This window comes from Polynucleobacter necessarius (assembly GCF_900095185.1).
Classification (GTDB): Bacteria; Pseudomonadota; Gammaproteobacteria; order Burkholderiales; family Burkholderiaceae; genus Polynucleobacter.
In genome coordinates this window covers 168,712-193,617 of record NZ_LT606948.1, presented here as the reverse complement: position 1 = coordinate 193,617, position 24,906 = coordinate 168,712, and the positions used below count along the sequence as shown (strand labels likewise).

The 24,906-nt window shown below is 45.2% G+C and carries 24 protein-coding genes and 6 pseudogenes; 25 read left to right on the top strand and 5 right to left on the bottom strand.

Going from position 1 to position 24,906, the window contains the following annotated elements; translation table 11 throughout:
• Positions 1-26: 26 nt before the first annotated feature.
• The 12 genes and pseudogenes from DXE31_RS01225 to DXE31_RS09675 form a co-directional block, all read left to right on the top strand.
• Positions 27-365, top strand: a pseudogene (locus DXE31_RS01225) (integration host factor subunit beta); the annotation flags it as partial.
• 57 nt (positions 366-422) lie between these two features.
• Positions 423-1,643: a lipopolysaccharide assembly protein LapB gene (gene lapB, locus DXE31_RS01220; protein WP_114697533.1), complete on the top strand. Its 1,221-nt coding sequence runs from the start codon at positions 423-425 to the stop codon at positions 1,641-1,643.
• Positions 1,644-1,700: 57 nt separating this feature from the next.
• Entirely contained in the window at positions 1,701-3,065 is a 1,365-nt protein-coding gene (locus DXE31_RS01215) for a UDP-glucose dehydrogenase family protein (protein ID WP_114697532.1), read from the top strand.
• 53 nt (positions 3,066-3,118) lie between these two features.
• Positions 3,119-4,048 carry a D-glycero-beta-D-manno-heptose-7-phosphate kinase gene (rfaE1, locus tag DXE31_RS01210; RefSeq protein ID WP_114697531.1) on the top strand — a complete coding sequence of 310 codons (930 nt, stop codon included), beginning with the start codon at positions 3,119-3,121 and terminating at the stop codon, positions 4,046-4,048.
• Positions 4,045-5,064 (top strand): ADP-glyceromanno-heptose 6-epimerase, encoded by a 1,020-nt coding sequence (gene rfaD / locus DXE31_RS01205; RefSeq protein WP_114697530.1) that lies wholly within the window; start codon positions 4,045-4,047, stop codon positions 5,062-5,064. The genes rfaE1 and rfaD overlap by 4 nt, the downstream gene beginning before the upstream one ends.
• Positions 5,065-5,199: 135 nt before the next feature.
• Positions 5,200-5,493, top strand: coding sequence for a hypothetical protein (locus tag DXE31_RS01200; protein WP_114697529.1), 294 nt, complete (start codon positions 5,200-5,202; stop codon positions 5,491-5,493).
• A 5-nt stretch (positions 5,494-5,498) separates the two neighbouring features.
• A complete protein-coding gene (locus tag DXE31_RS09680; protein WP_162785510.1) occupies positions 5,499-5,699 on the top strand; it encodes a hypothetical protein in 201 nt (66 codons plus the stop codon).
• Positions 5,693-5,944, top strand: coding sequence for a hypothetical protein (locus DXE31_RS10820; protein WP_114697528.1), 252 nt, complete (start codon positions 5,693-5,695; stop codon positions 5,942-5,944). Before DXE31_RS09680 ends, DXE31_RS10820 begins: the two co-directional genes overlap by 7 nt.
• A 14-nt stretch (positions 5,945-5,958) precedes the next feature.
• Positions 5,959-6,222, top strand: coding sequence for a hypothetical protein (locus DXE31_RS01190; protein ID WP_114697527.1), 264 nt, complete (start codon positions 5,959-5,961; stop codon positions 6,220-6,222).
• Positions 6,219-6,476, top strand: a complete 258-nt coding sequence (locus DXE31_RS01185) for a hypothetical protein (protein ID WP_114697526.1) — start codon at positions 6,219-6,221, stop codon at positions 6,474-6,476. The genes DXE31_RS01190 and DXE31_RS01185 overlap by 4 nt, the downstream gene beginning before the upstream one ends.
• A gap of 78 nt (positions 6,477-6,554) precedes the next feature.
• Complete coding sequence (locus DXE31_RS01180; protein ID WP_114697525.1) at positions 6,555-6,893, top strand: hypothetical protein; 339 nt, start codon at positions 6,555-6,557, stop codon at positions 6,891-6,893.
• Positions 6,894-7,485: 592 nt separating this feature from the next.
• Positions 7,486-7,766, top strand: a pseudogene (locus DXE31_RS09675) (cysteine synthase B); the annotation flags it as partial.
• A gap of 14 nt (positions 7,767-7,780) precedes the next feature.
• On the opposite strand, the gene DXE31_RS01165 reads toward DXE31_RS09675, so the two are convergent.
• Positions 7,781-9,025 carry a lytic murein transglycosylase gene (locus tag DXE31_RS01165; RefSeq protein WP_114697524.1) on the bottom strand — a complete coding sequence of 415 codons (1,245 nt, stop codon included), beginning with the start codon at positions 9,023-9,025 and terminating at the stop codon, positions 7,781-7,783.
• A 6-nt stretch (positions 9,026-9,031) separates the two neighbouring features.
• Here DXE31_RS01165 and DXE31_RS01160 point away from each other — a divergent pair.
• The 5 genes and pseudogenes from DXE31_RS01160 (at position 9,032) to DXE31_RS01140 (ending at position 15,162) form a co-directional block, all read left to right on the top strand.
• A pseudogene (locus DXE31_RS01160) lies at positions 9,032-9,889 on the top strand (arginase family protein).
• A gap of 195 nt (positions 9,890-10,084) precedes the next feature.
• Positions 10,085-11,581, top strand: a pseudogene (locus DXE31_RS01155) (AMP-binding protein); the annotation flags it as partial.
• A gap of 64 nt (positions 11,582-11,645) precedes the next feature.
• A complete protein-coding gene (locus DXE31_RS01150) occupies positions 11,646-12,395 on the top strand; it encodes an electron transfer flavoprotein subunit beta/FixA family protein (protein ID WP_114697523.1) in 750 nt (249 codons plus the stop codon).
• A complete protein-coding gene (locus DXE31_RS01145; RefSeq protein ID WP_114697522.1) occupies positions 12,396-13,331 on the top strand; it encodes an electron transfer flavoprotein subunit alpha/FixB family protein in 936 nt (311 codons plus the stop codon). It abuts the gene before it with no gap.
• Positions 13,332-13,387: 56 nt separating this feature from the next.
• A pseudogene (locus DXE31_RS01140) lies at positions 13,388-15,162 on the top strand (acyl-CoA dehydrogenase).
• Positions 15,163-15,240: 78 nt separating this feature from the next.
• Here the strand turns inward: DXE31_RS01140 and DXE31_RS01135 are convergent.
• Complete coding sequence (locus DXE31_RS01135; protein ID WP_231969244.1) at positions 15,241-15,771, bottom strand: META domain-containing protein; 531 nt, start codon at positions 15,769-15,771, stop codon at positions 15,241-15,243.
• A 222-nt stretch (positions 15,772-15,993) separates the two neighbouring features.
• Between DXE31_RS01135 and rpsP the strand changes: the two genes are divergently transcribed.
• The 6 genes from rpsP (at position 15,994) to DXE31_RS01105 (ending at position 19,971) form a co-directional block, all read left to right on the top strand.
• Complete coding sequence (gene rpsP, locus DXE31_RS01130; RefSeq protein ID WP_114697520.1) at positions 15,994-16,239, top strand: 30S ribosomal protein S16; 246 nt, start codon at positions 15,994-15,996, stop codon at positions 16,237-16,239.
• Positions 16,240-16,331: 92 nt separating this feature from the next.
• Positions 16,332-16,898, top strand: coding sequence for a ribosome maturation factor RimM (gene rimM, locus DXE31_RS01125; protein WP_114697519.1), 567 nt, complete (start codon positions 16,332-16,334; stop codon positions 16,896-16,898).
• A 33-nt stretch (positions 16,899-16,931) separates the two neighbouring features.
• Positions 16,932-17,678 carry a tRNA (guanosine(37)-N1)-methyltransferase TrmD gene (trmD, locus tag DXE31_RS01120; RefSeq protein WP_114697518.1) on the top strand — a complete coding sequence of 249 codons (747 nt, stop codon included), beginning with the start codon at positions 16,932-16,934 and terminating at the stop codon, positions 17,676-17,678.
• A gap of 135 nt (positions 17,679-17,813) precedes the next feature.
• Positions 17,814-18,209, top strand: a complete 396-nt coding sequence (rplS, locus tag DXE31_RS01115; protein ID WP_114697517.1) for a 50S ribosomal protein L19 — start codon at positions 17,814-17,816, stop codon at positions 18,207-18,209.
• Between the two features lie 145 nt (positions 18,210-18,354).
• Complete coding sequence (locus DXE31_RS01110; RefSeq protein WP_331851975.1) at positions 18,355-18,876, top strand: NUDIX hydrolase; 522 nt, start codon at positions 18,355-18,357, stop codon at positions 18,874-18,876.
• Between the two features lie 135 nt (positions 18,877-19,011).
• The gene (locus DXE31_RS01105) at positions 19,012-19,971 is read left to right on the top strand and encodes a CobD/CbiB family protein (protein ID WP_114697516.1); all 960 of its coding nucleotides are present in this window, start codon (positions 19,012-19,014) and stop codon (positions 19,969-19,971) included.
• Here the strand turns inward: DXE31_RS01105 and rsgA are convergent.
• Positions 19,880-20,929, bottom strand: coding sequence for a ribosome small subunit-dependent GTPase A (rsgA, locus tag DXE31_RS01100; RefSeq protein WP_114697515.1), 1,050 nt, complete (start codon positions 20,927-20,929; stop codon positions 19,880-19,882). The genes DXE31_RS01105 and rsgA overlap by 92 nt on opposite strands.
• A 9-nt stretch (positions 20,930-20,938) precedes the next feature.
• Positions 20,939-22,174, bottom strand: coding sequence for a M48 family metallopeptidase (locus DXE31_RS01095; protein WP_415077784.1), 1,236 nt, complete (start codon positions 22,172-22,174; stop codon positions 20,939-20,941).
• 27 nt (positions 22,175-22,201) lie between these two features.
• Here DXE31_RS01095 and orn point away from each other — a divergent pair, with 27 nt between their 5' ends.
• Positions 22,202-22,798: an oligoribonuclease gene (gene orn / locus DXE31_RS01090; protein WP_114697513.1), complete on the top strand. Its 597-nt coding sequence runs from the start codon at positions 22,202-22,204 to the stop codon at positions 22,796-22,798.
• Positions 22,799-22,866: 68 nt separating this feature from the next.
• Here the strand turns inward: orn and mog are convergent.
• Positions 22,867-23,402, bottom strand: a pseudogene (mog, locus tag DXE31_RS01085) (molybdopterin adenylyltransferase).
• Positions 23,403-23,578: 176 nt separating this feature from the next.
• On the opposite strand from mog, the gene pmbA reads away from it, so the two are divergent.
• The gene (gene pmbA, locus DXE31_RS01080; RefSeq protein ID WP_415078046.1) at positions 23,579-24,880 is read left to right on the top strand and encodes a metalloprotease PmbA; all 1,302 of its coding nucleotides are present in this window, start codon (positions 23,579-23,581) and stop codon (positions 24,878-24,880) included.
• Positions 24,881-24,906: the final 26 nt, after the last annotated feature.

Below are 24,906 nucleotides of genomic sequence, written 5' to 3'. Positions count from 1 at the left end.
GAGTGGCAATTTTTTATTGATAGATCATGACAGATCAAGAGCAACTAGCGATTACCCGCTCCGAACTAGTGGAGTGCCTGGCGGAACAATTTCCGCAGCTTCTGCCTAGGGATGTGGAGTTAGCTGTAAAAACCTTGCTAGACACAATGACTCATGCTTTGGCTGAGGGTAAGCGCATTGAATTGCGCGGTGTCGGAAGTTTTGTGCTTCATCATCGTCCGGCGCGTACTGGACGCAATCCGAAGTCTGGTGAGAAAGTATTGATTCCAGAAAAACGTGTTCCGCACTTTAAGCCTGGCAAAGAGCTGCGTGAACGAGTCGATTCCAAGCCTTTGAAGCAGGCGGGCCCCAAAGAGAGTTCTGGTGCCTAAGTTTCAGGCTCAGCCTCAGTGGGCCATTTTTTTATTTAAATTCTGTACAATATGATTCAGATAGCTACCGCTTGGTTACTGCTATTACCAGTCATGTTTGGTATTGGCTGGTTAGCCGCTCGCTGGGATTTACGACTTGAAAACCGCATGGATGAACGTGAGCGGATGCGTCAGCAGCGCTCGACCTTTAAGAGTTTAAGTCTTCTGCTGAATGAGCAACCTGATCAAGCAATTGAAACTTTGGTCAAAATTGCTCAACTAGATCCTGAAACCATAGAACTTCATTTTTCATTAGGCAATTTATTCCGACGTCGTGGTGAGACCGAGCGAGCTATACGTGTTCATCAGCATTTAGCTAATCGAGATGATTTAAAGCCGCGTGATCGCGATCATGCGGCCTATGAGTTAGGCCGGGATTTTTTACGTGCCGGTTTGCTTGATAGAGCTGAAGCATCTCTCAATCGAGTTGGCAATGGTAAGTATGCAGAGTCAGCAAAGGAGAGTTTGCTGGAGATGTACCAAATTGAGCATGATTGGAAAAAAGCCATCATTGCTGCTAGCGAGCTTGAGGGCTTGCAGGGCAAATCGCACCATACTGAAATCGCCCAATTTCATTGTGAACTAGGTCAAGAAGCATTGCGTCGTAAAGACTTAGTAGAGATTGAGCTTTCTATACAGCGTGCATTGCAGGCTGTTCCCAACCATGCCCGTGCTTTGATTTTGCAGGGCGATTATCTGATGGCGATGGATCTGCCAGCGCAGGCCATTGACGCTTGGGGGTTGATCGCTAGTTCTCATCCTACCTACATGCATTTATTAGCGGATCGTTGGATGTTGGCTCATACAGCCATCAGCAAAGAGGAAGAGGGCTTAGATCGTCTATGTGAATTATTAAAGACGCAAGCTTCCGGGGAATTGCTTGATATCGTTCATAAACATCTCATGAAAATTCGCGGTCCAAAGGCCGCGAATGCAATGTTGTCAGAAGTAATGCAACATTCTCCAACCTTAATTGCTTTATCTAAATTAGCTGAAACTCGCCTTGCATTGGAGGGAGAAAGCGCTAATCCCGAAAGACTAGCAGAGTTGCAATCCATCCTGAATTTATTACGCCAGCGGACAACCAGCTTAGCTCGTTATACTTGCGGTAATTGTGGCTTTAGAGCGAGAAGATTCTACTGGCAGTGCCCTGGATGTACTCATTGGGAGGCATACTCCCCAAGACGTAGCGAGGGTGCCGCTCCAAGCGGTCCTTCGATACAAATTAACTAAATCGTCATGATTCCAATGTGTAATGAAATATTTAAATAGAGAACTGTCGGAGCTAAATTGAAAGTCACCATCATCGGTAGTGGTTACGTTGGACTTGTTACAGGCGCTTGCCTTGCAGAGCAAGGCAATAATATTTTTTGCGTAGACGTTGATCCCAAAAAGATCGAGATCCTGAACTCTGGGGGTGTTCCCATTTATGAGCCAGGTTTAAAAGAAATGATTGAGCACAATATGGCAGCTGGGCGCCTACAGTTCTCTACCGATATTGCAGCTTCCGTTGCGCATGGCGATATTCAATTTATTGCTGTAGGCACACCACCTGATGAAGATGGTTCGGCCGATTTGCAGTATGTTGTTGCTGCTGCCCGTAATATTGGGCGTTATATGACTACCCCAAAAGTCATTGTTGATAAATCTACCGTTCCAGTTGGAACGGCAGATAAAGTTGCTGCTGCCATTATTGAAGAATTGGATAAGAGGGAGCTTTCCCCAGAACTCTGTTCAGTCGTCTCGAACCCAGAGTTCCTGAAGGAGGGTGCCGCTGTTGAGGACTTTATGCGACCTGATCGTATTGTGATTGGCACAGCCAATACACCAGCAGGGCAGAGGGCTAAAGAGCAAATGCGTAAACTTTATACACCTTTTAATCGTCATCATGAGCGCACTTATTACATGGATGTCAAAAGTGCTGAACTAACCAAATATGCTGCTAATGCGATGCTGGCTACGCGCATTTCTTTTATGAACGAATTAGCTAATCTAGCAGATTTAGTTGGTGCTGATATTGAAGCGGTACGCGAAGGCATTGGTTCCGATTCCCGCATTGGTTTTGGATTCTTGTATCCAGGGACGGGTTATGGTGGTTCATGCTTTCCTAAAGATGTCTCAGCCTTATCAAAAACTGCCAAGGAACATGGTCGAGATCTGAAGATTCTAGATGCGGTGGAAGCAGTCAATGAGCTGCAAAAATATACCTTAGTCAACAAAATCGAAAAAAGGTTCGGTCAAGATCTCAAGGGTATGAAGTTTGCACTCTGGGGTTTAGCCTTTAAACCGAATACCGACGATATGCGCGAAGCACCAAGCCGCGTAATTATTGCTGAGCTTATTAAACGCGGTGCCCAGATTGTGGCGCATGATCCGGTAGCCATGCCAGAAGCACAGCATGCCCTAGAAGTGGACTTCAAAGGCAATCCAGATGGCCTTAAAAAAGTCTTAATGACTGATAACCCCATGAGCGCATTGGATAACGCTGATGCCTTGGTCATAGTGACCGAATGGAAAGCTTTTAGAAGTCCAGATTTTGAACAAGTAATGCAAAAACTCAAGCGCCCCATCATTTTTGATGGCCGTAATCTCTATGAGCCTGCCTTTATGCAAGAATTAGGTATTGAGTACCATGGTATTGGGCGACATAATTAAGCGGTATTAGATTAAGCAGCATTCAATATAACGAAATAGCTAAACGTATTTAAATGGAAAAAGCCAACCGAGAACAGTTTTCTAAAGCGCACCTATTAGTGGTAGGTGATGTCATGCTCGATCGCTATTGGTTTGGCGATACGAATCGTATCTCTCCAGAGGCACCAGTGCCTGTAGTGCAGGTAAGCAAGATTGATGAACGTCTTGGCGGTGCGGCTAACGTGGCACGTAATGTAGCTGCTCTCGATGCTCATGCAACTATCTTAGGCACTGTTGGTAATGATGAGTCTGGTAAGCGAGTCGTTGAGTTACTGAACGCAGGTGGGGTTGATAGCCAGCTAGAAATAGATGCTGAAGTGCCGACGATTGTGAAGCTGCGTGTCATTGCTCGTCAGCAACAATTGATCCGCCTGGATTTCGAAGAAACTCCTAGTGATAAAGCGCTAGCTCACAAATTGGAACGTTTTGAAAAGTTACTTAGTGCTGCGGATGTAGTAATTCTTTCGGATTACGGTAAAGGTGCTTTGGGTCAGGTGGTGCAGATGATTGAGCAAGCTAGAGCACAAAACAAAATGATCTTAGTTGACCCTAAGGGCGAAGACTATGAGAAGTATCGTGGTGCAACAGTCCTTACGCCGAATCGTAGCGAACTGCGTCAGGTAGTTGGTAAATGGACTAGTGAAGAAGACTTGACCAAAAAAGCACAAGACCTTAGAAAGTCCTTCGATCTTCAAGCCTTGCTCTTAACGCGCTCTGAAGAGGGTATGAGCCTTTATACCGATGAAGGCGTTAGTCATGTGAATGCCCAAGCGCATGAAGTATTTGATGTATCGGGCGCTGGTGATACTGTAATCGCAACATTAGCTGTGGCTTTAGCAGCGAAGTGGCCTTTAGAACAAGCAATGGCGCTTGCAAATCGTGCAGGCGGTATCGTTGTTGGTAAGCTAGGTACTGCAACCGTAACTTCAGAGGAATTGCAGTGACTATTATCGTTACCGGCGCAGCTGGATTTATTGGTGCCAATATAGTTCAAGCGCTCAATGCGCGTGGCGTAAAAAATATCATCGCGATAGATGATTTTCGTCCTGCAGACAAGTACCGTAATCTCGCTGATTTAGACATTATTGACTACCTTGATAAAGCGGAGTTTCAAGAAGCATTTAGAAGTGGTCATTTTGGCAAAGTGCAGGCGGTATTTCATGAGGGGGCCTGCTCTGATACGATGGAAACTGATGGTATTTTCATGATGGCGAATAACTACCGCTACTCCATGGATTTACTAGATATTTGTACTGAGCAGAAAGTTCAATTGCTTTACGCATCTTCTGCTGCTATCTATGGCGGCTCAGATGTTTTCGTAGAGAGCCGCGAGCATGAGAAGCCGCTCAATATCTACGGCTACTCAAAGTTTTTATTTGATCAAGTGATGCGTAAACGTTTTACTGAAAATGCAAACACTGCGCAAGTTGTCGGATTTCGTTATTTCAACGTATATGGTCCTCGGGAGTCCCATAAAGGGCGCATGGCTTCAGTGGCATTTCATCAGTATCACCAATACAAGGCTAACGGCCACGTAAAACTCTTTGGCGAATACGGTGGTTATGGTCCAGGAGAGCAAAGCCGTGATTTTGTGTCGGTCGAAGATGTAGTTAAAGTAAATTTATTCTTTTTGGATCATCCTGAAATTAGCGGCATTTTCAATTTAGGCAGTGGTAAAGCCCAACCATTTAATGATGTAGCGTATGCAGTGGCCAACACCATGCGTAAGCTTGATAACACTCAATCAGCAACACTTGCAGAGTTAGTCAAAGAGAAGGCCATTGAGTACATACCTTTTCCGGACGCACTCAGAGGTAAGTATCAGTGTTTTACTCAAGCAGACCTTACTCAGCTGAGGGCTGCGGGATATACAGAGCCTTTCCTGAATGTAGAGCAGGGAGTGGGAAGGTACATTGAGTGGTTAGAAGCTAATTCGAGTTTTTTAGCAAACCCACTGTAAGTTGGGTCCAGATGTCGATTGAGGTAATGCCATCAGAACTGGTCTAGGTAGCATTATCTACAAAAACCCATTCATTACTAAGCTAGTATATCCACAATAAATATTGTTGGGGGGATTTCTATGCGTAAGTGACTAATGATTCCAGCCTTTTTGCTGGGCTGCAACATTGTGCTCATGTCGGCAGAAACGCTTGCATCTTCTGCGGCGGACGATATCAATATTGAAAATATTGAGGCGCCCCATAGGGATGTTAAGGATATCCTGAAGTTAGTGGAGCAAACTAAGCCTGATCTTGCCATCGTCGAGCGTGCCAAAAAAGTAATGGCAACCCCGTTGCCAGTATCACAAGATAATGAGGTGATGAATCACTTTTATACGAGGCGCTCTCGGCTGCGTACGAAGATCTCGGAGATGCTGGAGAAGCTCTAAAAAACTTGGAAATAGCCGTAAATCAATATCCCTCCACCAATCCACGTTTTCATTTAACGGAGTTAAATAATTTAAGTGTGCTTGAAACTTCTGTAGGGAAGCAGTCTAAGGCAATTACCCTGATTCAGAAAGCGCAGGCATATCAGTTATCTGCATTACCCAATTTAACTGGTGCTCCAGTCACCATGGGAATGGAAGGTTGCTAACTACTTTTTATGCCAACTCAGGTAATTTTGATGCTGCTAAAAAGACTTTACATGACCTCGAAAATGCCTTAAATTCTCTTAGAAGATCTCGTGGATTCTCAAATTATGGATCTTTTTTGGAGTCGAATTTTGAGAGTGCGCGAGGTATTTATTATTCCTCCCAAGGTCAATGGATTGAAAGCGAGCGCGCCCTCAGAAAAGCAATTCATTTACTTGAGATGCAGTCTGAGCAGGTAAAAAAATAGCGGCTCTCAAGTTGATGGATGCCGAGTACTATGCACATATCTTTTTGCATAAGCAGGCTAGCGTAAAGCAAGCCACTTCAATGGACCTATCAGACCGTAAAGTCATTATGTTTTCTACTCACGGATTGGTTCCGGGTGAGTTAAATGGCTTGACGCAGCTCGCATTAGCCCCTCTCATCTCTAGAGCAATGATGACTGATCTTCTTAGAAATCAGCAAAAAGCTCAAGGCACCAGTAAGGCTGGTGCTGCTGAGGCAGGCAATACTCAATCAGTATGAGTTGGATAACGAGTTTAGTTGACCAATCCCCAGTTTTACCGCGCATTCTATTTGAATGGAGAGAGGTTCTAGAGTATTCAGCGAGTATTGCATTTAACTTTTTAACCGGCATGTTGGTTGGTAAGGTTTCTTATTCAGCCAAGCTAAGGGTAAGAAGAGCTGGTTTAGTGAATTCAATGATAAACGTCGCTGCCTTGAATTTAAAAGATGGCGGTGCGTCCCTTAAAAATGTACATGGTTTGATGAAAACCTGACAAGAGACTAGAGGAGGTGAGGTTGTCGAGTTTTATAGGAAAAAATTTAATCTTCCTGTATGGATATTTGGCCATAGCATGGGTACTTCTACGGCTACCTACTTTGTTAATCGCATGGATACCAATTCGCTGGCTGGGATCATTATTGCTGGCACTGTTCGCACGGCAAGAGTAAGTGATGATGTGAAGTTACCCGTTCTGGCGATTCATCACTCCAATGGCCAATGTGCAGGCACCCCACCATCTGCTTCTGAGAGTGTCATCTCATCTAGACCTCAAAATACCATTTCTCGTTTAGAAGTGATTGAAGGTGGAATAAGTGAGGGTAATGTATGCGAATCCTTTGCCTATCATGATTTTGACCAGACTGAACCGGAGTTCATTAAACGAGCTGCACAATTTATGCTGACGCATTAGTTCAATGGTTTATCAGAGGATACTGATTCAAATGTCTTCTTAAAAAACAAGTCAACCTCACTCTGATCCACTCGTTGTAAACGATCCACGCACACTTTGTGTTCGTGGATTTTTTGTTTGCTGATGGAGAAAAGATATGGAATGTATTGAGAGCAGCGACAGTAGCTCTATCTTTGTTAGGGTCTGGTTTTGGTATGGCGACTGCATTGCCAATTCATGTGAATACTGCTAGTTCGAAAGCATTAAAGGAATTGGTCCAGCAAAGGCAAAAACAATCATTGCCGCACGCTTGGATGGCGGTCATTTCCAAGACGCCAATGATCTACAAAACCGCGTACGTGGAATGGGCATGAAGTCTGTAGAGAAAATGATGGATAACGGTCTAACAATTGAAGCTCCCAGCTCATTTCGTGAGCCAAATGGTCGGACCAAAAAAGAGGACGGGTCTTCTAGCCGACGTAATTCTCGTAATCAAGCTAATCCTCGCAATCAGTCGGAGCGTGCGGAAGTAAGTCGCCGAAAAAATGAGAATCGCAATAATGTGATTTTGGGTAAATTGGAGGGTAACAACCCAGCCGGGTCAGTAAAAGACCGACCCGCGCTGTCAATGATTTCTCCAGGTATTCGGAAGTGGGCCCCAGAGTATTTGCTAAAGAGTTATCAAGGTGACAAGGTAGATCTGATTGAATATGTATCGCAAGCTAACACCGAGGAGATGGCACGTCGCCTGGCGGTCGAAGAGGGCATCTCTCTGCTGGCGGTGCTTTTGTGGCGGCTCTGCGTATCGCTCGTCAGGTAGAGAATGCAACGATCGTCTTCATTGTTTGCGATCGCGGTGACCGCTACTTATCAACTGGAGTTTTTTCAGTCTAACTAATTCCTATGAATCAGTTAGGTTTTTGTTTTTTCTTTGCGCTTACCTTTTTTGGTTTAGCTTGCTCCGAAGATTTTGGACTCGAGTTTGCCTTAGCTGAGTTTTCTGCGGGAACTACGCTCTGATTTTTATAACCCAAAGCTTCTGCAAACTCAGCTACGCTTTGTGCATAGAAATAACTAAGGTTGTATTGCACAATCGTCAGAAAATTATTTAAGCCTACAAAATATTGCACCTGGTCTAAGCCGTCCTTATCGAGATAAAGGAGATCAACGATGAAAACTTTGCTGTGGGGCTCGACACCGCCACTTTGTAAATCCCCTTGTTGCTTGGTTAGAATGCCTTTTTCAATCAGCCCTTGTACCGTGTATTTCAGCTGCGGTTCACCGTCAGCAAGTGCCTTTGCCTCGCTTACGGCGTTGACTTGAACTGGGAAGGAAATCGGCATGCCTGTTTGCCAACCATGTTTTTTCATGAAGTTAGCCACGCTTGCAATGGCATCTTTAGGACTTTGCTTGAGATCAATTCGGCCGTCCCCATCGCCATCAACAGCATAGTTGCGGATACTTCCAGGCATAAATTGGGGAAGACCAATGGCGCCAGCATAGGAGCTGTTTTGATTTAAGCAGGTGTTAAAGCGAGTACTATCGATACTATTCTGAGATGGCAATTTGCCCCCAGCTTCTGTCCAGCATAGGAGGATGAGTTCTTTGAGCTGGTCTTTGAAGAGTTGCTCGCGTGCAGCTTTGTTGGGTGTATCTGGGTAGCTGAAGGCCAGGGTTGAAAGTACATCTTTAACCCTGAAATTACCGGTTTGGCGTCCGTAGATCGTCTCGATACCAATAATGGCCACAATAATCTCGGCAGGGACCCCTGAATCTTGCTCAACTTGGCTCAGAAAGGTCTGGTTTTGATCCCAAAATACCCTCCCAGCCTTGAGTCGGACTGGCTCTATGAAGCGCTTGCGATACGCCAGCCAATTCTTTTTAAAGGTACCTGATGGGGGTAATACCAATTTACGAATAGAAGGAACCGTTTTAGCATCTAGAAAGCCCGTTTCTAGAGCAGGGAGGGATATTTTTTGGGTCTGGGAGATCTGGCTCAGTAGTTCGTTCAGGTTTTGTCTAAAACGCGCTTCTGCGACGGCATCATCGGTCTGGTTTACGATGGGCTGTTGCGATTGGGCTGACTGAATGGGGGCGCTTAAGCACTCTGCTAGCGCAAGGGCAAAAAGCATATAGGTGATACGAAGGCTCATGCGTGAATGATTGGGTGTTCGAGCATTGAGTATGTTTGTTTAGATTATAAAAACTATAAATTTGCTATTGAGGATTTAGGTAATGACAACAGGATACATAACTCATCCAGGCTTTCTAAAACACGAGATGGGAAGCCACATCATCCAGAATGCCCCGAGCGCATTCAAGCGATCAATGATCAATTGATCCGTAGTGGTATGGATCTCTTCTCGCATCATTTAGATGCACCATTAACGAGCGAGGATCAGCTGGAGTTGGTTCATAGTCCAGATCATGTTTCTTTTGTTCGAGATCGTGCGCCAGAAACTGGTTACTTCATGCTCGATGGTGACACGATTATGAATCCCCATACCTATAGGGCTTCATTAAGAGCTGCTGGTGCCGCAATCGCGGGCGTTGATGCGGTAATTGAAGGGGGAAGTTGAAAATGTCTTTTGTGCGGTCAGACCCCTGGACATCATGCAGAACCAACGCGTTCAATGAGATTTTGTTTGTTTGATAACGTAGCGATTGCCGCTCGTTATGCGATGGAAACCTACAATATTGATCGCGTAGCGATTATTGACTTTGATCTGCATCACGGCAATGGCACAGAGGCAGCATTTTTCAATGACCCCAATGTTCTGATGTGTAGTTTTTTCAGCATCCTTTCTACCCATATAGTGGCTTAGATCATGCTGAGAATATGGTAAACATTCCATTGCCTGCAGCTACATCGTGGTGATGTGGTGCGTTCTATTGTAGAGGAGCGTTGGTTACCTGCTTTACGCAATTTTGAGCCTGAGCTCATCATTCTTTCAGCAGGCTTTGATGCGCATCGTGAGGATGATCTAGGTCAGATGGGCCTAGTGGAAAATGACTAGGCTTGGATTACAAAGCGCTTACAAGAAATTGCGAAGGACAATGCGCAAGGGCGCATTGTGAGTGGTTTAGAGGGAGGTTATAACCTTTCTGCTGTGGGACGTAGTGTGGTAGCGCACATCAAAGCACTTGCAGATATTTAATTAATCTCATTTATCAATTAAGTAATTTAGTAAAACGAAAATCGAAAGCTGAAGATGGCAAATATTTATGAACAAGGTTTGGATCGTAATCCAGCCACTTACACTCCAATAACTCCGCTCTTATTCTTAGAGCGTTCAGCAGAAGTTTATCCCAACAAGATCGCCATAATTCATGGGAAGCTACGCCAAACTTGGAAGCAAACTTATGAGCGTTGCCGCCGTTTAGCTAGTGCCCTACAGAAGCATGGTATTGGATTGGGAGATACAGTTGCCGTGATATTGCCCAATACCCCGCCTAGATGCAGACTCAATTGCATTCATGCTGAATCATGGCGAGGCTAATAAGGTTGTTATTGTTGATCCCGAGTTCTCAGGGGTAATGAAAAAGGCTCTAGAGATAGCTAAAAAGGATTCTGGCCGTGAGTTTTTAGTGATTGATGTTGAGGAAAATGAATTTGATGTGCCTGGTGAGAGGTTGGGTAAATTAACTTACGAAAAGTTGCTTGCAGAAGGGGATCCTCACTTTGCATGGCAGGTGCCAGCTGATGAGTGGCAAGCCATCTGCTTGAATACACCTCTGGCACTACCGGTAATCCTAAAGGGGTGGTGTATCACCATCGGGGTGCAGCGATTAATGCGGTATCAACTGTATTGGATTGGGATATTAATAAACACCCAATTTACTTGTGGACGCTACCCATGTTTCACTGCAATGGCTGGTGCTTTCCGTAGACTATTGCTGTCCGTGCTGGGGTGAATGTGTGCTTACGTCGCGTAGATGCTCAGCACATGTTTGCCGCCATTAAAGAGCATGGTGTCACACACTATTGCGCCGCTCCAATTGTTCATAACTTGTTAGTAAATGCTCCTGATGAGTTGAAAGCTGGCGTACCAGCCGGCGTGAAAGGCTTGATAGCCGGAGCTGCGCCACCTGCATCGATTATTGAGGGTATGGAAAAGCTCGGATTTGATTTGACGCATGTTTATGGATTAACTGAGGTATATGGTTCAGCATCTGTCTGTATCAAACAAGACGAGTGGAATGATTTAGATATTGGCGAACGTGCTCGCTTAAATGCGCGTCAAGGTGTGCGCTATCACATGCAGCAAGCAATCGCTGTGCTTGATCCTGAAACTATGAAGTCAGTTCCACCGGATGGTGAAACCATGGGCGAAATTATGTTTAAGAGCAATATCGCTATGAAGGGCTACCTAAAGAACGAAAAGGCAACTCAAGAAGCCTTTGAAGGTGGGTGGTTTAATTCGGGTGATTTAGCAGTCATGAATCCTGACGGCTACATCAAGATGAAAGATCGTAGCAAAGACATCATTATTTCTGGGGGAGACACTATCTCCTCGGTTGAAGTGGAGGATGTACTGTACCGCCATTCCGCGATTAATGCTGCTGCTATTGTTGCTAAACCCGATCCTAAATGGGGTGAAACTCCGTACTCTTTTTTAGAGATTAAGTCTGGCGTGAATGTCACTGCTGAAGAAATTGTTGCTCACTGCAAGCAGTATTTGACTGGATTTAAGGCTCCCAGAGCGATTGATGTCTAGAGTTTGGTTTGCTGGACGGATAAAATAGATCGTTAACCATTATTGAGTATTCCAAATGAAAATCTTAGTTGCCGTAAAACGCGTTGTTGATTACAACGTCAAAATTCGGGTGAAATCAGATAATTCTGGTGTTGATCTGGCTAATGTCAAAATGAGCATGAACCCCTTTGATGAAATTGCTGTAGAGGAAGTAGTACGTCTCAAAGAGTCAGGTGTTGCAACTAAAGTAGTAGTTGTTTCTGCTGGTGTAACGCAATGTCAAGAAACTCTCCGTACTGCCTTAGCGATTGGTGCAGACCGCGCAATTCTAGTTGAAACCGATGCTGACTTACAGCCTTTAGCAGTGGCGAAGATTCTGAAGGCCCTATCGGAAAAAGAGCAGGCCCAAATCATCATGCTAGGGAAGCAAGCAATTGATGACGATAGTAATCAAACGGGGCAAATGTTAGCAAGCTTAATGGATATCCCACAGGCAACCTTCGCGTCTAAAGTGTTGATAGCTGACGGTAAGGCAATAGTAACTCGTGAAGTAGATGGCGGTCTAGAAACGATTGCTCTGACTTTGCCTGCAGTGATTACTGCTGATTTGCGCTTGAACGAGCCACGCTACGTGACTTTGCCGAATATTATGAAGGCTAAGAAAAAGACAATCGATATCGTGAAGCCGGAAGAATTGGGTGTAGATATTGCCCCACGCCTGAAAACAATCAAAGTAGAAGAGCCTCCTAAGCGCGCTGCTGGTGTGATGGTTGCTGATGTTGCAGCTCTTGTGGAAAAACTTAAAAATGAAGCGAAGGTGATCTAAATGGCCGCACTTGTTATTGCTGAACACGATAATCAAACATTAAAAGTAGCCACATTAAATACCGTAGCCGCTGCATTACAGTGTTCACCAGAGGTCGATGTTGTGGTGGTTGGTAGCAACGTTGATGCTGCCGCTTTTGCTGCTGCGCAAATTTCGGGTGTACGCAAAGTGATTCAAGTTGATGCTCCAAATCTTGCTGATCAATTGGCCGAACCTTTGACTGTACAAATCCTCTCTATTGCTAACAACTACAGCCACATTCTTGCCCCAGCAACTACTAATGGCAAGAATGTGTTACCCCGTGTTGCCGCAGAATTGGATGTAGCTCAGTTATCTGACATTACTAAAGTGATTTCTCCAGATACTTTTGAGCGGCCTATTTATGCTGGCAATGCCATTGCGACTGTGCAAAGCGCTGATCCAGTGAAAGTGATTACTGTACGTACTACTGGGTTTGATCCGGTAGCCCCTACTGGGGGCTCGGCTACGCTTGAGAAGGCGGCTGCTGTTGCGAGTAAGGCATCATCTTCGTTTGTTGGTCGTGAGCTGACTAAGTTGGATCGTCCGGAACTCACCACAGCAAAGATTATTGTCTCTGGTGGTCGTGGTTTAGGTTCGGGCGAGAAATATCAGGAATTGATTGCGCCATTGGCTGATAAGCTTGGCGCTGCCCTGGGCGCATCTCGTGCTGCGGTAGATGCAGGTTATGTTCCCAATGACTATCAAGTAGGTCAAACCGGCAAGATCGTAGCTCCTCAGCTCTATATCGCTGTAGGCATCTCTGGTGCGATTCAGCACTTGGCAGGTATGAAAGACTCCAAGGTGATCGTGGCAATTAATAAAGATCCAGAAGCACCGATTTTTGGCGTTGCTGATTATGGGTTAGTAGCTGATTTGAATACCGCTGTGCCAGAATTAACCAAAGCGCTTGGTTAGTAGCCCTAAGCAGCGTTTACATCGCGTGATTTAGTACCAAATAAAGAGGAGTTGTAATGCCATACGTAGCCCCAGTAAAGGATATGTTGTTTGTGATGAACGAACTAGTAGGGTTATCGGAAGTTGTTGCTTATCCCTCTTATGCAGAAGCTCGTGCAGATGTTGAGTTAGCCCCAGCTATTTTGAAAGAGTCTGCAAAATTTAATCAAGACGTCGTCGCTCCTCTGAAGTGGGTTGGGGGATCAAAATCCTAGCTCTTTAAAAAAAGGGGTGGTTACCACAACCAAGGGGTTTGGTGCCGCAGGTTGGCAAGGCGTTGTATATCGCGCAGAATTTGGCGGTCAAGGACTGCCTAAACTTATATTGCTACTGTTTGCTTTGAAATGGTTCACTCAGCAAGCCTCTCGTTTGCCTTATGCCCCATGCTCACGGATGGGGCGATTGAGGCACTCCTCACAATTGCTGATTCTGAGTTACAAGAGCGTTTTGTACCGCAAATGATTGTTGGTGAATGGACGGGATCCATGTGTTTAACAGAGCCGCAAGCTGGCTCGGACTGATCAATGGTTCGTGCCCGTGCTGTCCCCGAGGGTGATGGTACGTTTAAGATTTTTGGTACCAAGATTTATATCACCTATGGTGAGCACGATAGGGCTAAGAATATTAGCCATTTGGTGCTGGCTAGAACGCCAGATACTCCGGAAGGTGTGAAAGGTATTTTATTGTTTGTAATACTGAAATTTTTAGTGAATGCGAATGGTTCATTGGGCGAGCGCAATGATGTGCATTGCGTCTCTACTGAACATAAGCTCGGTATTAAAGACAGCCCAACAGCCGTGCTCCAGTTTGGTGATCATGGTGGAGCGATTGGTTGGCTGGTTGGTGAAGAAAACCGTGGTTTGGAATATATGTTGATCATGATGAATGCTGCCCGCTTTGCAGTCGGTATGCAAGGCGTAAGCGGTAGCAGAGCGTGCATATCAAAAGGGCGGTTCAATATGCCAAAGACCGCGTACAAAGTCGCGATTTAGCTGGCTCACCTGGTTCTGTGGCGAGCATTCATCAGCCCGATGAAAAGCGCATGTTAATGACAATTCGCGCCTATACTGAGGCATCTCGCGCACTCGCCTACTACGCTGCCTCTGCATACGATGATGCTCAACACGCCGCCCCGGATGAAGCAGTTCGTACGATCAATCAATCAATTTATGAATTTTTAGCGCCTATCGTTAAGGGCTTCTCTACAGGGAAGTCGATCGAAGTTGCCGGTCTGGGTATACAAGTTCATGTTGGAATGGGCTTTATTGAAAAGACCGGTGCTGCACAGCACTACCGTAATGCGCGCATCCTAACAATTTATGAAGGTACTACTGCGATTTAAGGGAATGACTTAGTTGGTAGAAAAACAGTGCGCGATGGTGGGGTTGTTGCAAAAGAGCTTTCTCAGAAAAATTGCCGCCACTGAAAAGGAGCTGGCAGCAAGTGGTAGTGAAGAAAATGCCAAGGCAGTCCTCAAGTAGCTTATTCTGGCGCGTGCTGTATTTGATCAAGCGGTTGCGTACATTGTTGCAAATGCGAAGACCGATATCAAGGCGGTGTATGCCGGTAGTGTTGCCTACCTACGTTGATCTGGCTTGTTATTGGGCGGCTGGCAAATAGCAAGGTCGCTCTTAGCGGCAGAGCATCTGCGTGATGCAGATCCTAAAAATTTTATGATGCAAAAATTGCTACAGCACGTTTCTTTGCCGAGAAACTCATGCCTCAAACTCAAGCCTTAGCTACTTCAGTTGTCGAGAGCGGTTACTCTACTAATAAAACCGCTTCTAGGTAGAAATAATCCGAGTGCGCAAAATAGGAAGTTGGATTTTTTCATTAAACTTTCCATCAGGTTGCAAATAGATTGTCTAAATTATTGCTTCGAGATGGATTTTTGAGTAAAACTTAACACCTCACGATCGACCCCAATCATTAGTAATTGATCGCCATTGCGGACTATGCTGCGATAGTCATTGAGCTGATATAAGAAGTCATTTTCTAATTCCATACGCTGCGGAGTGCAGGCCATTTTGGTCCTGGTAATGTGTTTGAGAGTAAAGCCACGCGCATCTTCGTCGAGCGTTGCAGTAAAACGATTGCATCCTGTCGAGCCGCTTAGACGTTGTCCATCAGCATCAACAATGATTTGGATAGGATTGCTCGCATCTCCAAGGGGAATTTGACGGACGCGCACCTCTCCATTGCTATTGGGAGGCAAGTTCCAACGAGTAAGCTCCCATTTGGTATTTTTGAGTTCACTACTAGGTGGGCTAGTTTTGGCTCCACAAGGAGGAATGACGCTGGCACAACCGGTAATCAGGCCAAGGCCCAAGCAAGAAAACACCAGCAAGAGTCGATTTATACGGGTTCTGAAAGCGGCTAAAACATGGATTTTATGAGGCATATTTATATAAGTTATTGTTTTTAAAACTTTTTCTAAAAGGCTGCATTCTATTCTACTGGCTTGGGTTCTCAAATAGGTGGAAGAAGTAGGGGTTTTCGTCTAAAATATGAGGTTTTCCGCTTCACCGTATCTTTATTTGGTGAGCTGGAGACCAAGATTTTTTGTAGAAATTTCATTGGGTTGTAATCAACCTGTTTTCATTTTAGATTTTAAGGAATAAGTATGGTCGTCATTCGACTGGCACGCGGCGGTTCTAAGAAGCGCCTTTTTTACAGCATCGTTGCTACTGATAAGCGCAACCGTCGTGATTCGAACTTTATCGAGCGTATCGGCTATTTCAACCCACAAGCAGCAGCATCTGAGCAAGCAATGCGCATCGCTCAAGATCGTTTGACTTACTGGACTGGTGTTGGTGCGCAAATCTCACCAACAGTTGTACGTCTGATCAAGAACAATTCAGCTGTTTAATATTCGCTGCTAAAAACTTCATCATCGTGATGGGGTTTTTAGTATTCAAATATCCAGTAGTTCTATTTCGGGAAAATTAGGTGTCATTACAAATGAGTACACCTTCCCTTACCGATTTAATCGAACTAGGCGCCATTTCTGAGGCGCAAGGATTGCAGGGCCAAGTAAAGGTTAGGCCTCACTCTACCGAGCCTGTAGCACTTCTCTCTTCGAAATTCGTTTGGCTGTCACTCATCCCTCGCAGGGGGGGTGGCGCTATTGCCACTGCAGATAATGCTTCTTTGACTCAATACAAAGTCAAAAGCGCTAAGATGCACAGCAGTAATGTAGTGATGACACTCGAGGGTATCGGTGATCGTGATCAAGCACTTGCATTAAAGGGTGCCCGAATATTAGTGACACGGGTTGCTTTTCCAAAAGTAGAGAGTGATTCCTATTACTGGGTAGATCTCATAGGATGTAATGCATTCAATCTTCAAGGGGAAGTGCTTGGTGAGGTGATTGATGTTACTGAAAATGGTGCGCATGGTGTTATTGCTATCGGTGATGCACAAACGAAGACGATGCAGTATTTGGTGCCCTTTGTAAAAGAGGTTGTCCAAAACGTCGATTTGCCTCATAAAACCATTACTCTCGATTGGCAGTCTGATTGGCAATAACCATTTAAAGACGAATTAAAAATAGTGGCTAATATGCGCTTTGATGTTGTGACCTTGTTTTCAGAAATGTTCTCCGCTTTAACGAAGTGGGGTATTACGGGCCGCGCCTGCGAACAATCCTTGGCTAGCGTTCATTTGTGGAATCCCCGCGATTTTTGCACTGATCCTCGCAAAACTGTAGATGATCGTGCTTACGGTGGGGGCCCGGGCATGGTTATGATGGCCAAGCCTTTAGAAGATGCCGTTTATGGAATTAAAGCTTCTCATCAGGTGGCTGGCATTAAAAGTGGACCAATTTGCTTGTTATCTCCTCAAGGAGAGCAATTTTCACAGAAGATAGCGACAGATATTATCAGTTACGGTAATTTAAGCTTGATTTGTGGTCGCTATGAGGCTGTAGACCAGCGTTTTGTTGACCGAAATGTGGATTTGCAGCTTTCTATAGGGGATTTTGTGCTTTCAGGTGGTGAAATTCCCGCGATGGCGATGATGGACGCCGTGATGAGGCTCATTCCGGGGGCTCTAGGGGACGGTGAGTCTGCAGCCCAGGATAGCTTTATGAATGGCCTTTTGGACTATCCACACTACACTCGTCCTGAAATATACGAAAATTTATCTGTTCCGGACGTGCTTTTAGGCGGACATCACGCTAAAATAGCAGATTGGCGTCGGCAAAAGTCTTTGGAGCTGACGTTCAGGTTAAGGCCGGATTTAATTGCAACGGCCAGAGCCAAAGGGTTGCTAACCCGAGAAGATGAACAATTTCTTCGCTCTCTGTAAATACTCTTAAAGAGTGCAGCGGTGGATAGGTGGTTTCGTTTTTGGTTTAGTGAAATTGTTTTAACTGCATCCTCCATTAGGTCCGTTGACTGCAGTCTCGGGATTAAACGCTAATACGATGTTTAAGGATTAAAAATGAATTTAATTGCAAAAATTGAGCGAGAAGAAATTGCTCGCTTAAGTGTTAACAAAGTATTGCCAAGCTTTACTCCTGGCGACACAGTAGTTGTTAGCGTGAACGTTGTAGAAGGAACACGTAAGCGTACCCAAGCCTTTGAAGGCGTTGTGATTGCTAAACGCAATCGCGGACTTAATTCCAGTTTTATCGTGCGTAAGATTTCTTCTGGTGAAGGCGTTGAGCGTACTTTCCAAACATACTCACCATTGATTGCTAGCGTTGAAGTGAAGCGTCGTGGTGATGTGCGTCGCGCGAAGTTGTACTACTTGCGTGATCGTTCTGGTAAGTCAGCACGTATTAAAGAAAAGCTTCAAGCGCGTGTTAAGCCTACAGCTGCTGTAGCTGCTGAGTAATCGCTGCTTTGATACAAACAGAAAGGCGGCCTAGGTCGCCTTTTTTGTTACCTTAAAATAGAAACATGCCCAAGACCTCAAGCCCTGAAGGCTACCCAATGAATGTTGTGCTGCACCTCCGGGATTTGATGCGCAGGCAGTGCCAATGCATGAAGTACTCTCACATGAAAAGAAGGTGGCAAGAGAACTCCTTGAGCCTGAAAGTTTAAGGGCGCGTTTTCAGTCGCCACCAATATGGCAACCGGAAATTACTGATGAAAATCGTTATGTCATTGCAGCGGCTATTATTGCTAAGCGTCAAGCCGTGGGAAAAGTCACCAAGGCTGCTGTACTCATTCCACTTTTATTAAAAGACGAAGGCCTTTCGGTCGTGTTGACACAAAGAACGAATCACCTAAGAGACCATGCCGGTCAAATCAGCTTCCCAGGTGGACGTATGGATTCTGAGGATCAAAGTCCAGATGACTCTGCCTTGCGTGAGAGTAAAGAAGAGATCGGGCTGGATCCACAGCGAGTGGCAATTATTAGTCACTTATCTCAATATTTAACGGTTTCTGGCTATAGCGTTACTCCGGTCGTGGGATTGGTTCAAGCTCAGGCAGAGTATGTCTTAGATGCGTTTGAGGTGGCCGATGTATTTGAAGTGCCCCTGAGTTTTTTTACTTGATCCCGCCAATCACCAGCTGAGGTTGTGGCAAAGTGAGCAGGGTGGACATCGTTTTTATTCGATGCCTTATGAGAACCGCTTTATTTTGGGTGCTACTGCGGGCATGTTGCGTAACCTGTATTATTTACTAAAAGTATGACTTTCTTTTCTATTTTCTTCGCCCTCATCGCTGAGCAATATCGCCCAGTGACTTCAAGCCATTGGATTGCGCGTGCCTGTGCTCGTTGGTTAGATTGGGTTGCCGCAGAATTTGGTGGGAAAACTGAAGAGGGTGCAAGTCCAGTGGGTGCGCGTATGGCCTGCTTGGTGGCATTTATTCTGCCTACCTTCCTCGTCTTTATTGTGTATGTGGTTTGCATGGTGATATACCCAATTTTGGGATTCATTTGGAATATTGTCATTGTTTACTTATTTTTTGGCTTTCGTCAATTCAGTCATTCTTTTACTGCAGTTCACGAAGCAATTGAAGCGCATGATTTACCAGCTGCACGCGCAGCTTTGGGTGAGTGGTACGGCCCAGAGTTAGACGCCTCCAATTTCACTGAAACGGAAGTAATTTCTTTGGCCTTAGAGCGAGCCATCATCGGATCTCATCATCATGTATTCGGTGTTTTATTTTGGTTCATGATGCCAATGGGTCCCGCAGGCGTAGTGTTATATCGCTTGGCAGATATTGCTTCGCAGCGCTGGTCTGAGCGCGGTGACTTTAATCTCAGTGAATCAGCGCGTCATTTCTTCTATGTTTTGGATTGGGTGCCTGCACGTATTACTGCAATGGGTTTTGCTATCGTCGGAAACTTCGAAGGTGCAGTTTATGGCTGGCGCTACCTTACTCAAAAATGGTCAGACTCTTTATCAGCAGTCATTTTGGCGGCTGGCAGCGGTGCGCTGGGTGTTCGTCTAGGTGAGCCAATGAGTGAGCCAGATAGCGACGAAGCTCTTCGTATGGCTGAAGCAGGAGAGCCTGTAGTTTATGAGGTTGGTCTTGAGCCAACTGAGCGCACTATGCGTTTAGCGGTAGGATTAGTCTGGCGCTTAGTGATCGCTTGGATGGCTTTGTTGCTAATGCTGACCATCGCTCTTTGGCTTGGCTAATGCCCTGAATTTGCACATCAGCTGTTTTTGAATCAGAGTGCAATTGTCTAAATAGCGCCAGAAAGACTGGCGCTATTTCGTTTCTGTCTACAGCATTACGAATGGCGCAATCTGGTTCAGATAAGTGTACACAGTTATGAAAGCGACACTTCCCTAAAAGCTCTTTAAATTCTCGAAAAGCATGTTGTAGCTCACTCACAGACATATGCGCTAGGCCAAACTCTTGAAAGCCTGGTGAGTCGATCAGGGCGCCAAGCTTGCCTGAAGCATCTCCACCCCAGGCTTCGGGTAATTCAAAGTAACGACATGCGGTAGTAGTGTGCTTGCCAGCATCCAGGCGAACGGAATATTCCTGCGTGAGCGCGGCAGCATTTGGAATCCAAGCATTTAAAAGACTAGATTTGCCCATACCTGACTGTCCAACAAGTACTGAGACTTTGCCTTGGAGGGTGGTGCGTAACGCATCAATAGATCCAGGGTCAAATTTGGCAGAAACCTCACTCACTTGATAGCCCATGCGGGCATAAGGAGCGATGATTTTGCGGGCATGATCTAAGTTATCCTTAAGATCGCATTTATTCAGTAAAATATGTAGGCTGATTTGATTCGCTTCAGCTACCACCATGGCTCTACCCAATAGATCAGGCGAGAAAGCGGGTTGAGTCGCAAGCACTACTAAGATTTGATCAACATTTGAGGCAATCAACTTACTCTTGAAGGCATCTGAGCGATACAGAAGATTTTCTCGGGCTTCTATTTGGATGATGCGTGCTTGATCGGCTGAAGTCATTTCTAACAGCATACGATCCCCAACTGCACCAATGTGCAGTTTAGCTGGAGTGCTCACCTGAATTAATGGGCCATCAGGAGATTCATGACCGCTGGAATTCTCTATCAAACGCTGCGCTAAGTAATGCCTTCCGTATGAGGCAATGAGTAGCGCATGAAACTGTTCCATCGTTATGAGCTAAATCGTTTGAAGGTTGGCAATACGCAAGGGCGCAGGTGGGTGTGAGCTGTAAAAAGCGGTGTAGATGGGATCGGGTGTCAATGTTGATGCATTGTCTTGATATAACTTTACAAGTGCAGTGATTAAATCTTGTGCAGAAGATTTTTCAGCAGCAAAGCCATCGGCCTCGTATTCATGTGTACGTGATGCCAAGCTCGATAGAGGGGTAAAAAAGAAGCTAAATACTGGGGATACCAGCATAAAGAGAGCCAGAGCTAGCCCACCGTTATAGCCATTAAGATTGGGCGTGACACCAAGATCGGTATAAAACCAAACCTTTGTGCTAATCCAACCAAGCAACGCAAACATAGCAAAGCTCAAGACAAACGAAATGAAGAGGCGCTTACGAATATGCTTGCATTTGAAATGACCCAGTTCATGTGCCAGCACTGCCTCGACTTCTCCTGGGGTGAGTTTTTCAATGAGGGTGTCAAAAAAGACAATGCGTTTAGCCTTGCCCATGCCAGCAAAAAATGCATTGCCATGCGCACTTCGCTTGCTGCCATCCATGACAAATAGACCTTGACTAGAAAAATCACAGCGCGTCAATAGAGCTTCAATCTGAGTTTTTAGTGGACCATCCTCTAAGGATTGAAATTTATTGAACAGCGGCGCAATAAAGGTTGGGAAAATCCATTGCATGAGTAAGCTAAAAACGGTTAGCACTACCCATGACCAAAGCCACCATAAATCACCTGCTTTAGCCATTAAAGTCAAGATGACCCAAAGAAGTGGAATGCCAAGAGCGCCACCCACTGATACACCCTTGAACATATCAGAGAAGAAGAGTGTTTTAGTCATACGATTAAAATCAAATCGCTCTTCAAGATGGAATTGCTTGTACCAAGAGAATGGGATGTCCAATATTCCGGAGATGAGGACAATCGATACGAGTAAGGCGATTTGCTGAGCAATGCCCTCGCCAAATAACTGGAGGAGTGCCATGTTAATCATCTGTAATCCACCTAACAAGGTGAAGCCAATTAAAATAATCGCGCTGACCCCATTTTCTAAAATACCAAGGCGTAATTTAGCGATGGTGTAGTCGGCTGCCTTTTGATGTTCGACTAGGGTCACCTGTTCCGCAAAATCTATAGGCACAGCATTTCGATGCGATGCTACATAGCGAATTTGACGTTGGGAAAGCCAGTGGCGTAAGCTAAAATTAGCAATAAAGGCGATTAGAAAAATCATTGTGAATGTCATGAGATCATTATAGATATGAGCGAGCAAACAAACATTACAGCGTCCGAAGCGACCAAGACGGTATCACCTAATGAGCACCTGATTTGGGTGGATATGGAGATGTCCGGTTTAGATTTAGAAACTGAGCGGATTCTGGAAATTGCCATTATTGTGACTGATGCACACCTCAATACTATTGCCACGGCGCCCGTTTGGGTTGTTCATCAGGAGGATGCCGTTTTGGATGTCATGGATGCTTGGAATAAGGGTACGCACGGTCGATCTGGTTTGATTGATAAAGTAAAGGCATCCACGTTGGATGAGGCAACTGTCGAAGCCCAGTGTATTGCGTTCTTAAAGCAATATATCAAGGCAGGTATTGCGCCAATGTGTGGGAACACGATCGGGCAAGACAGGCAGTTTATGGCAAAGTACATGCCTAAGTTAGAGGCGTACTTCCACTATCGAAATATCGATGTATCCTCTTTAAAAGAGCTTTGCAAACGTTGGCATCCCGAATTAGTAAAAGGCTTTACTAAGAAACAGGCTCACACTGCTTTAGCAGACATTGAGGAATCAATCGAAGAGTTAAAGTACTATCGTGAACAATTTATTGTTCCCTTGCCTCAATAAAAAATGATCCATTCAGATGGAGTAAAAAATGTGCGCAATGTGGACCTTTTGCTTGGTCACGCAGCAAATCAAGTCTGAGATTTTTTAATCGCACTTTTTGGTCTAAAAACTTTCACCACTGTTTCATTAGTTTCGATATAAGGCCCGCCGATTAAATTAATACAGTAGGGTATACCGCCGCAAAGATGCGGGGAACGATGGATTTACCATTCTCATCCTTAAGGCCCTCGAGCGTTTCGGCAATCGCTTTCGGTTGGCCAGGAAGATTGATAATTAGGGCTGCGTGACTGTCGATTTCCCTGAGGACGGCAGTTTGTCTGGATAGAATTGCAGTAGGTACAAAATTCAGACTAATTTGACGCATTTGTTCCCCAAATCCAGGCATTTCTCGGGTTCCTGCATCACGCGCGTAGCCTCTTGTGGGGTGACATCGCTTCTGGATGTGGCCTGTACCGCCTGTAGTAAGAAGAAGGTCGCATCCTAGCTCATCGACTAACTTTACGACAGTTTCCGTGATGACTTCTGATTCGTCTGCAATCAGGCGCTCATGAAAAGCGCAGGGATTGCAAATTGCTTTCATTAGCCAGGTTTGGAGGGCGGGAATACCTTCATCCTAATGGACGCCTTTATTAGCGCGATTTGATATGGAGATGAGACCAATTTTGACCTCATTTGGACTATTTCACTTTAGGGCTTCTGTATGCTTCATGTTTCTATTCTAGCTATTATTGGGGTATGTTTACATATACATCCAATCAGTTTCAAGAAATCATCGATTTCATGCTTAAAGAGGCCAAAAAAAGGGGTGCCTCAGATGCCGTAGCAGAGATTTCCGAAGGACAAGGCCTGTCCGTCATCGTTCGTAAAGGTGAGGTCGATACTATTGAGCAAAGTCTAGATAAGCAAGTCGGGGTTACGCTATTTTTGGGATATCATCGTGGCAACGCTAATACTAGCGATTTCTCAAAGGAGTCCTTGAAGGCTACTGTAGATGCCGCATATCACATTGCACAACATACAGCTGAGGATGTTTGCGCTGGTCTAGCTGAAGCTAGACTATTGGAGAAAAATCCTCTAGATTTAGATTTATTTCACCCATGGAATATCGATGCAGCTCATGCAGTAGAAATTGCTAGGAGCGCTGAGGGCGCTGCTTTTTCTGTCAGCAAGCAAATTCAGAATACCGATGGAGCATCGGTATCGGCCCATCATGCCCATTTTATGATGGGTACATCTCATGGTTTTATGGGTGGTTATCCATGCTCGCGGCACTATCTTTCCTGTGCACCGATAGCAAGTCAGGGTGGTAAGCATGCGCTTATGCAGCGTGATGATTGGTACTCCAGTTCACGCATACCTAGCGAGTTGGCAGAGCCTGCTGCGATTGGTCGATATGCAGCGCAGCGTGCATTGTCACGCCTCAAAGCAAGATCGTTAACTACTCGACGTTGCCCTGTGATTTTTGAAGCACCATTGGCTGCGGGTTTACTCGGTAGCTTAGTGCAAGCAGTTTCAGGCGGGGCTTTATATCGGCGTTCGAGTTTTTTGTTAGATAGTCTGGGTAAGCAAGTATTGCCCAAGCATCTCAGTGTGTTTGAAAATCCGCATCTGAAGTCGATGACTGGTAGCGCGCCATTCGATGGGGAGGGCGTCAAAACATCGGCTCGAACTGTTGTTGATAAGGGAGTATTACAAGGATATTTTTTATCGACATACTCTGCTCGTAAATTGGGTATGCAAACTACTGGTAATGCTGGTGGTTCACACCATCTCACTTTGCAGAGTAAGAAAACCCCTAAAAGGGGCTTGCCGGGTTTATTGAAAGAGATGGGCACTGGCTTATTAGTCACAGAATTAATGGGTCAGGGCGTCAATTACATTACGGGTGATTATTCACGAGGTGCATTTGGCTATTGGGTTGAGAATGGTGAAATTCAGTATCCTGTTGAAGAGATCACAATTGCTGGTAACTTGCGCGATATGCTCATGGATATTCAGCTTATCGGAAGCGATACACTCATACGTGGCACCAAAGAGACTGGCTCAATATTAATTGGCTCCATGACAGTTGGTGGAAAATAAGCACAGAATCTTCAACCTATAACAAA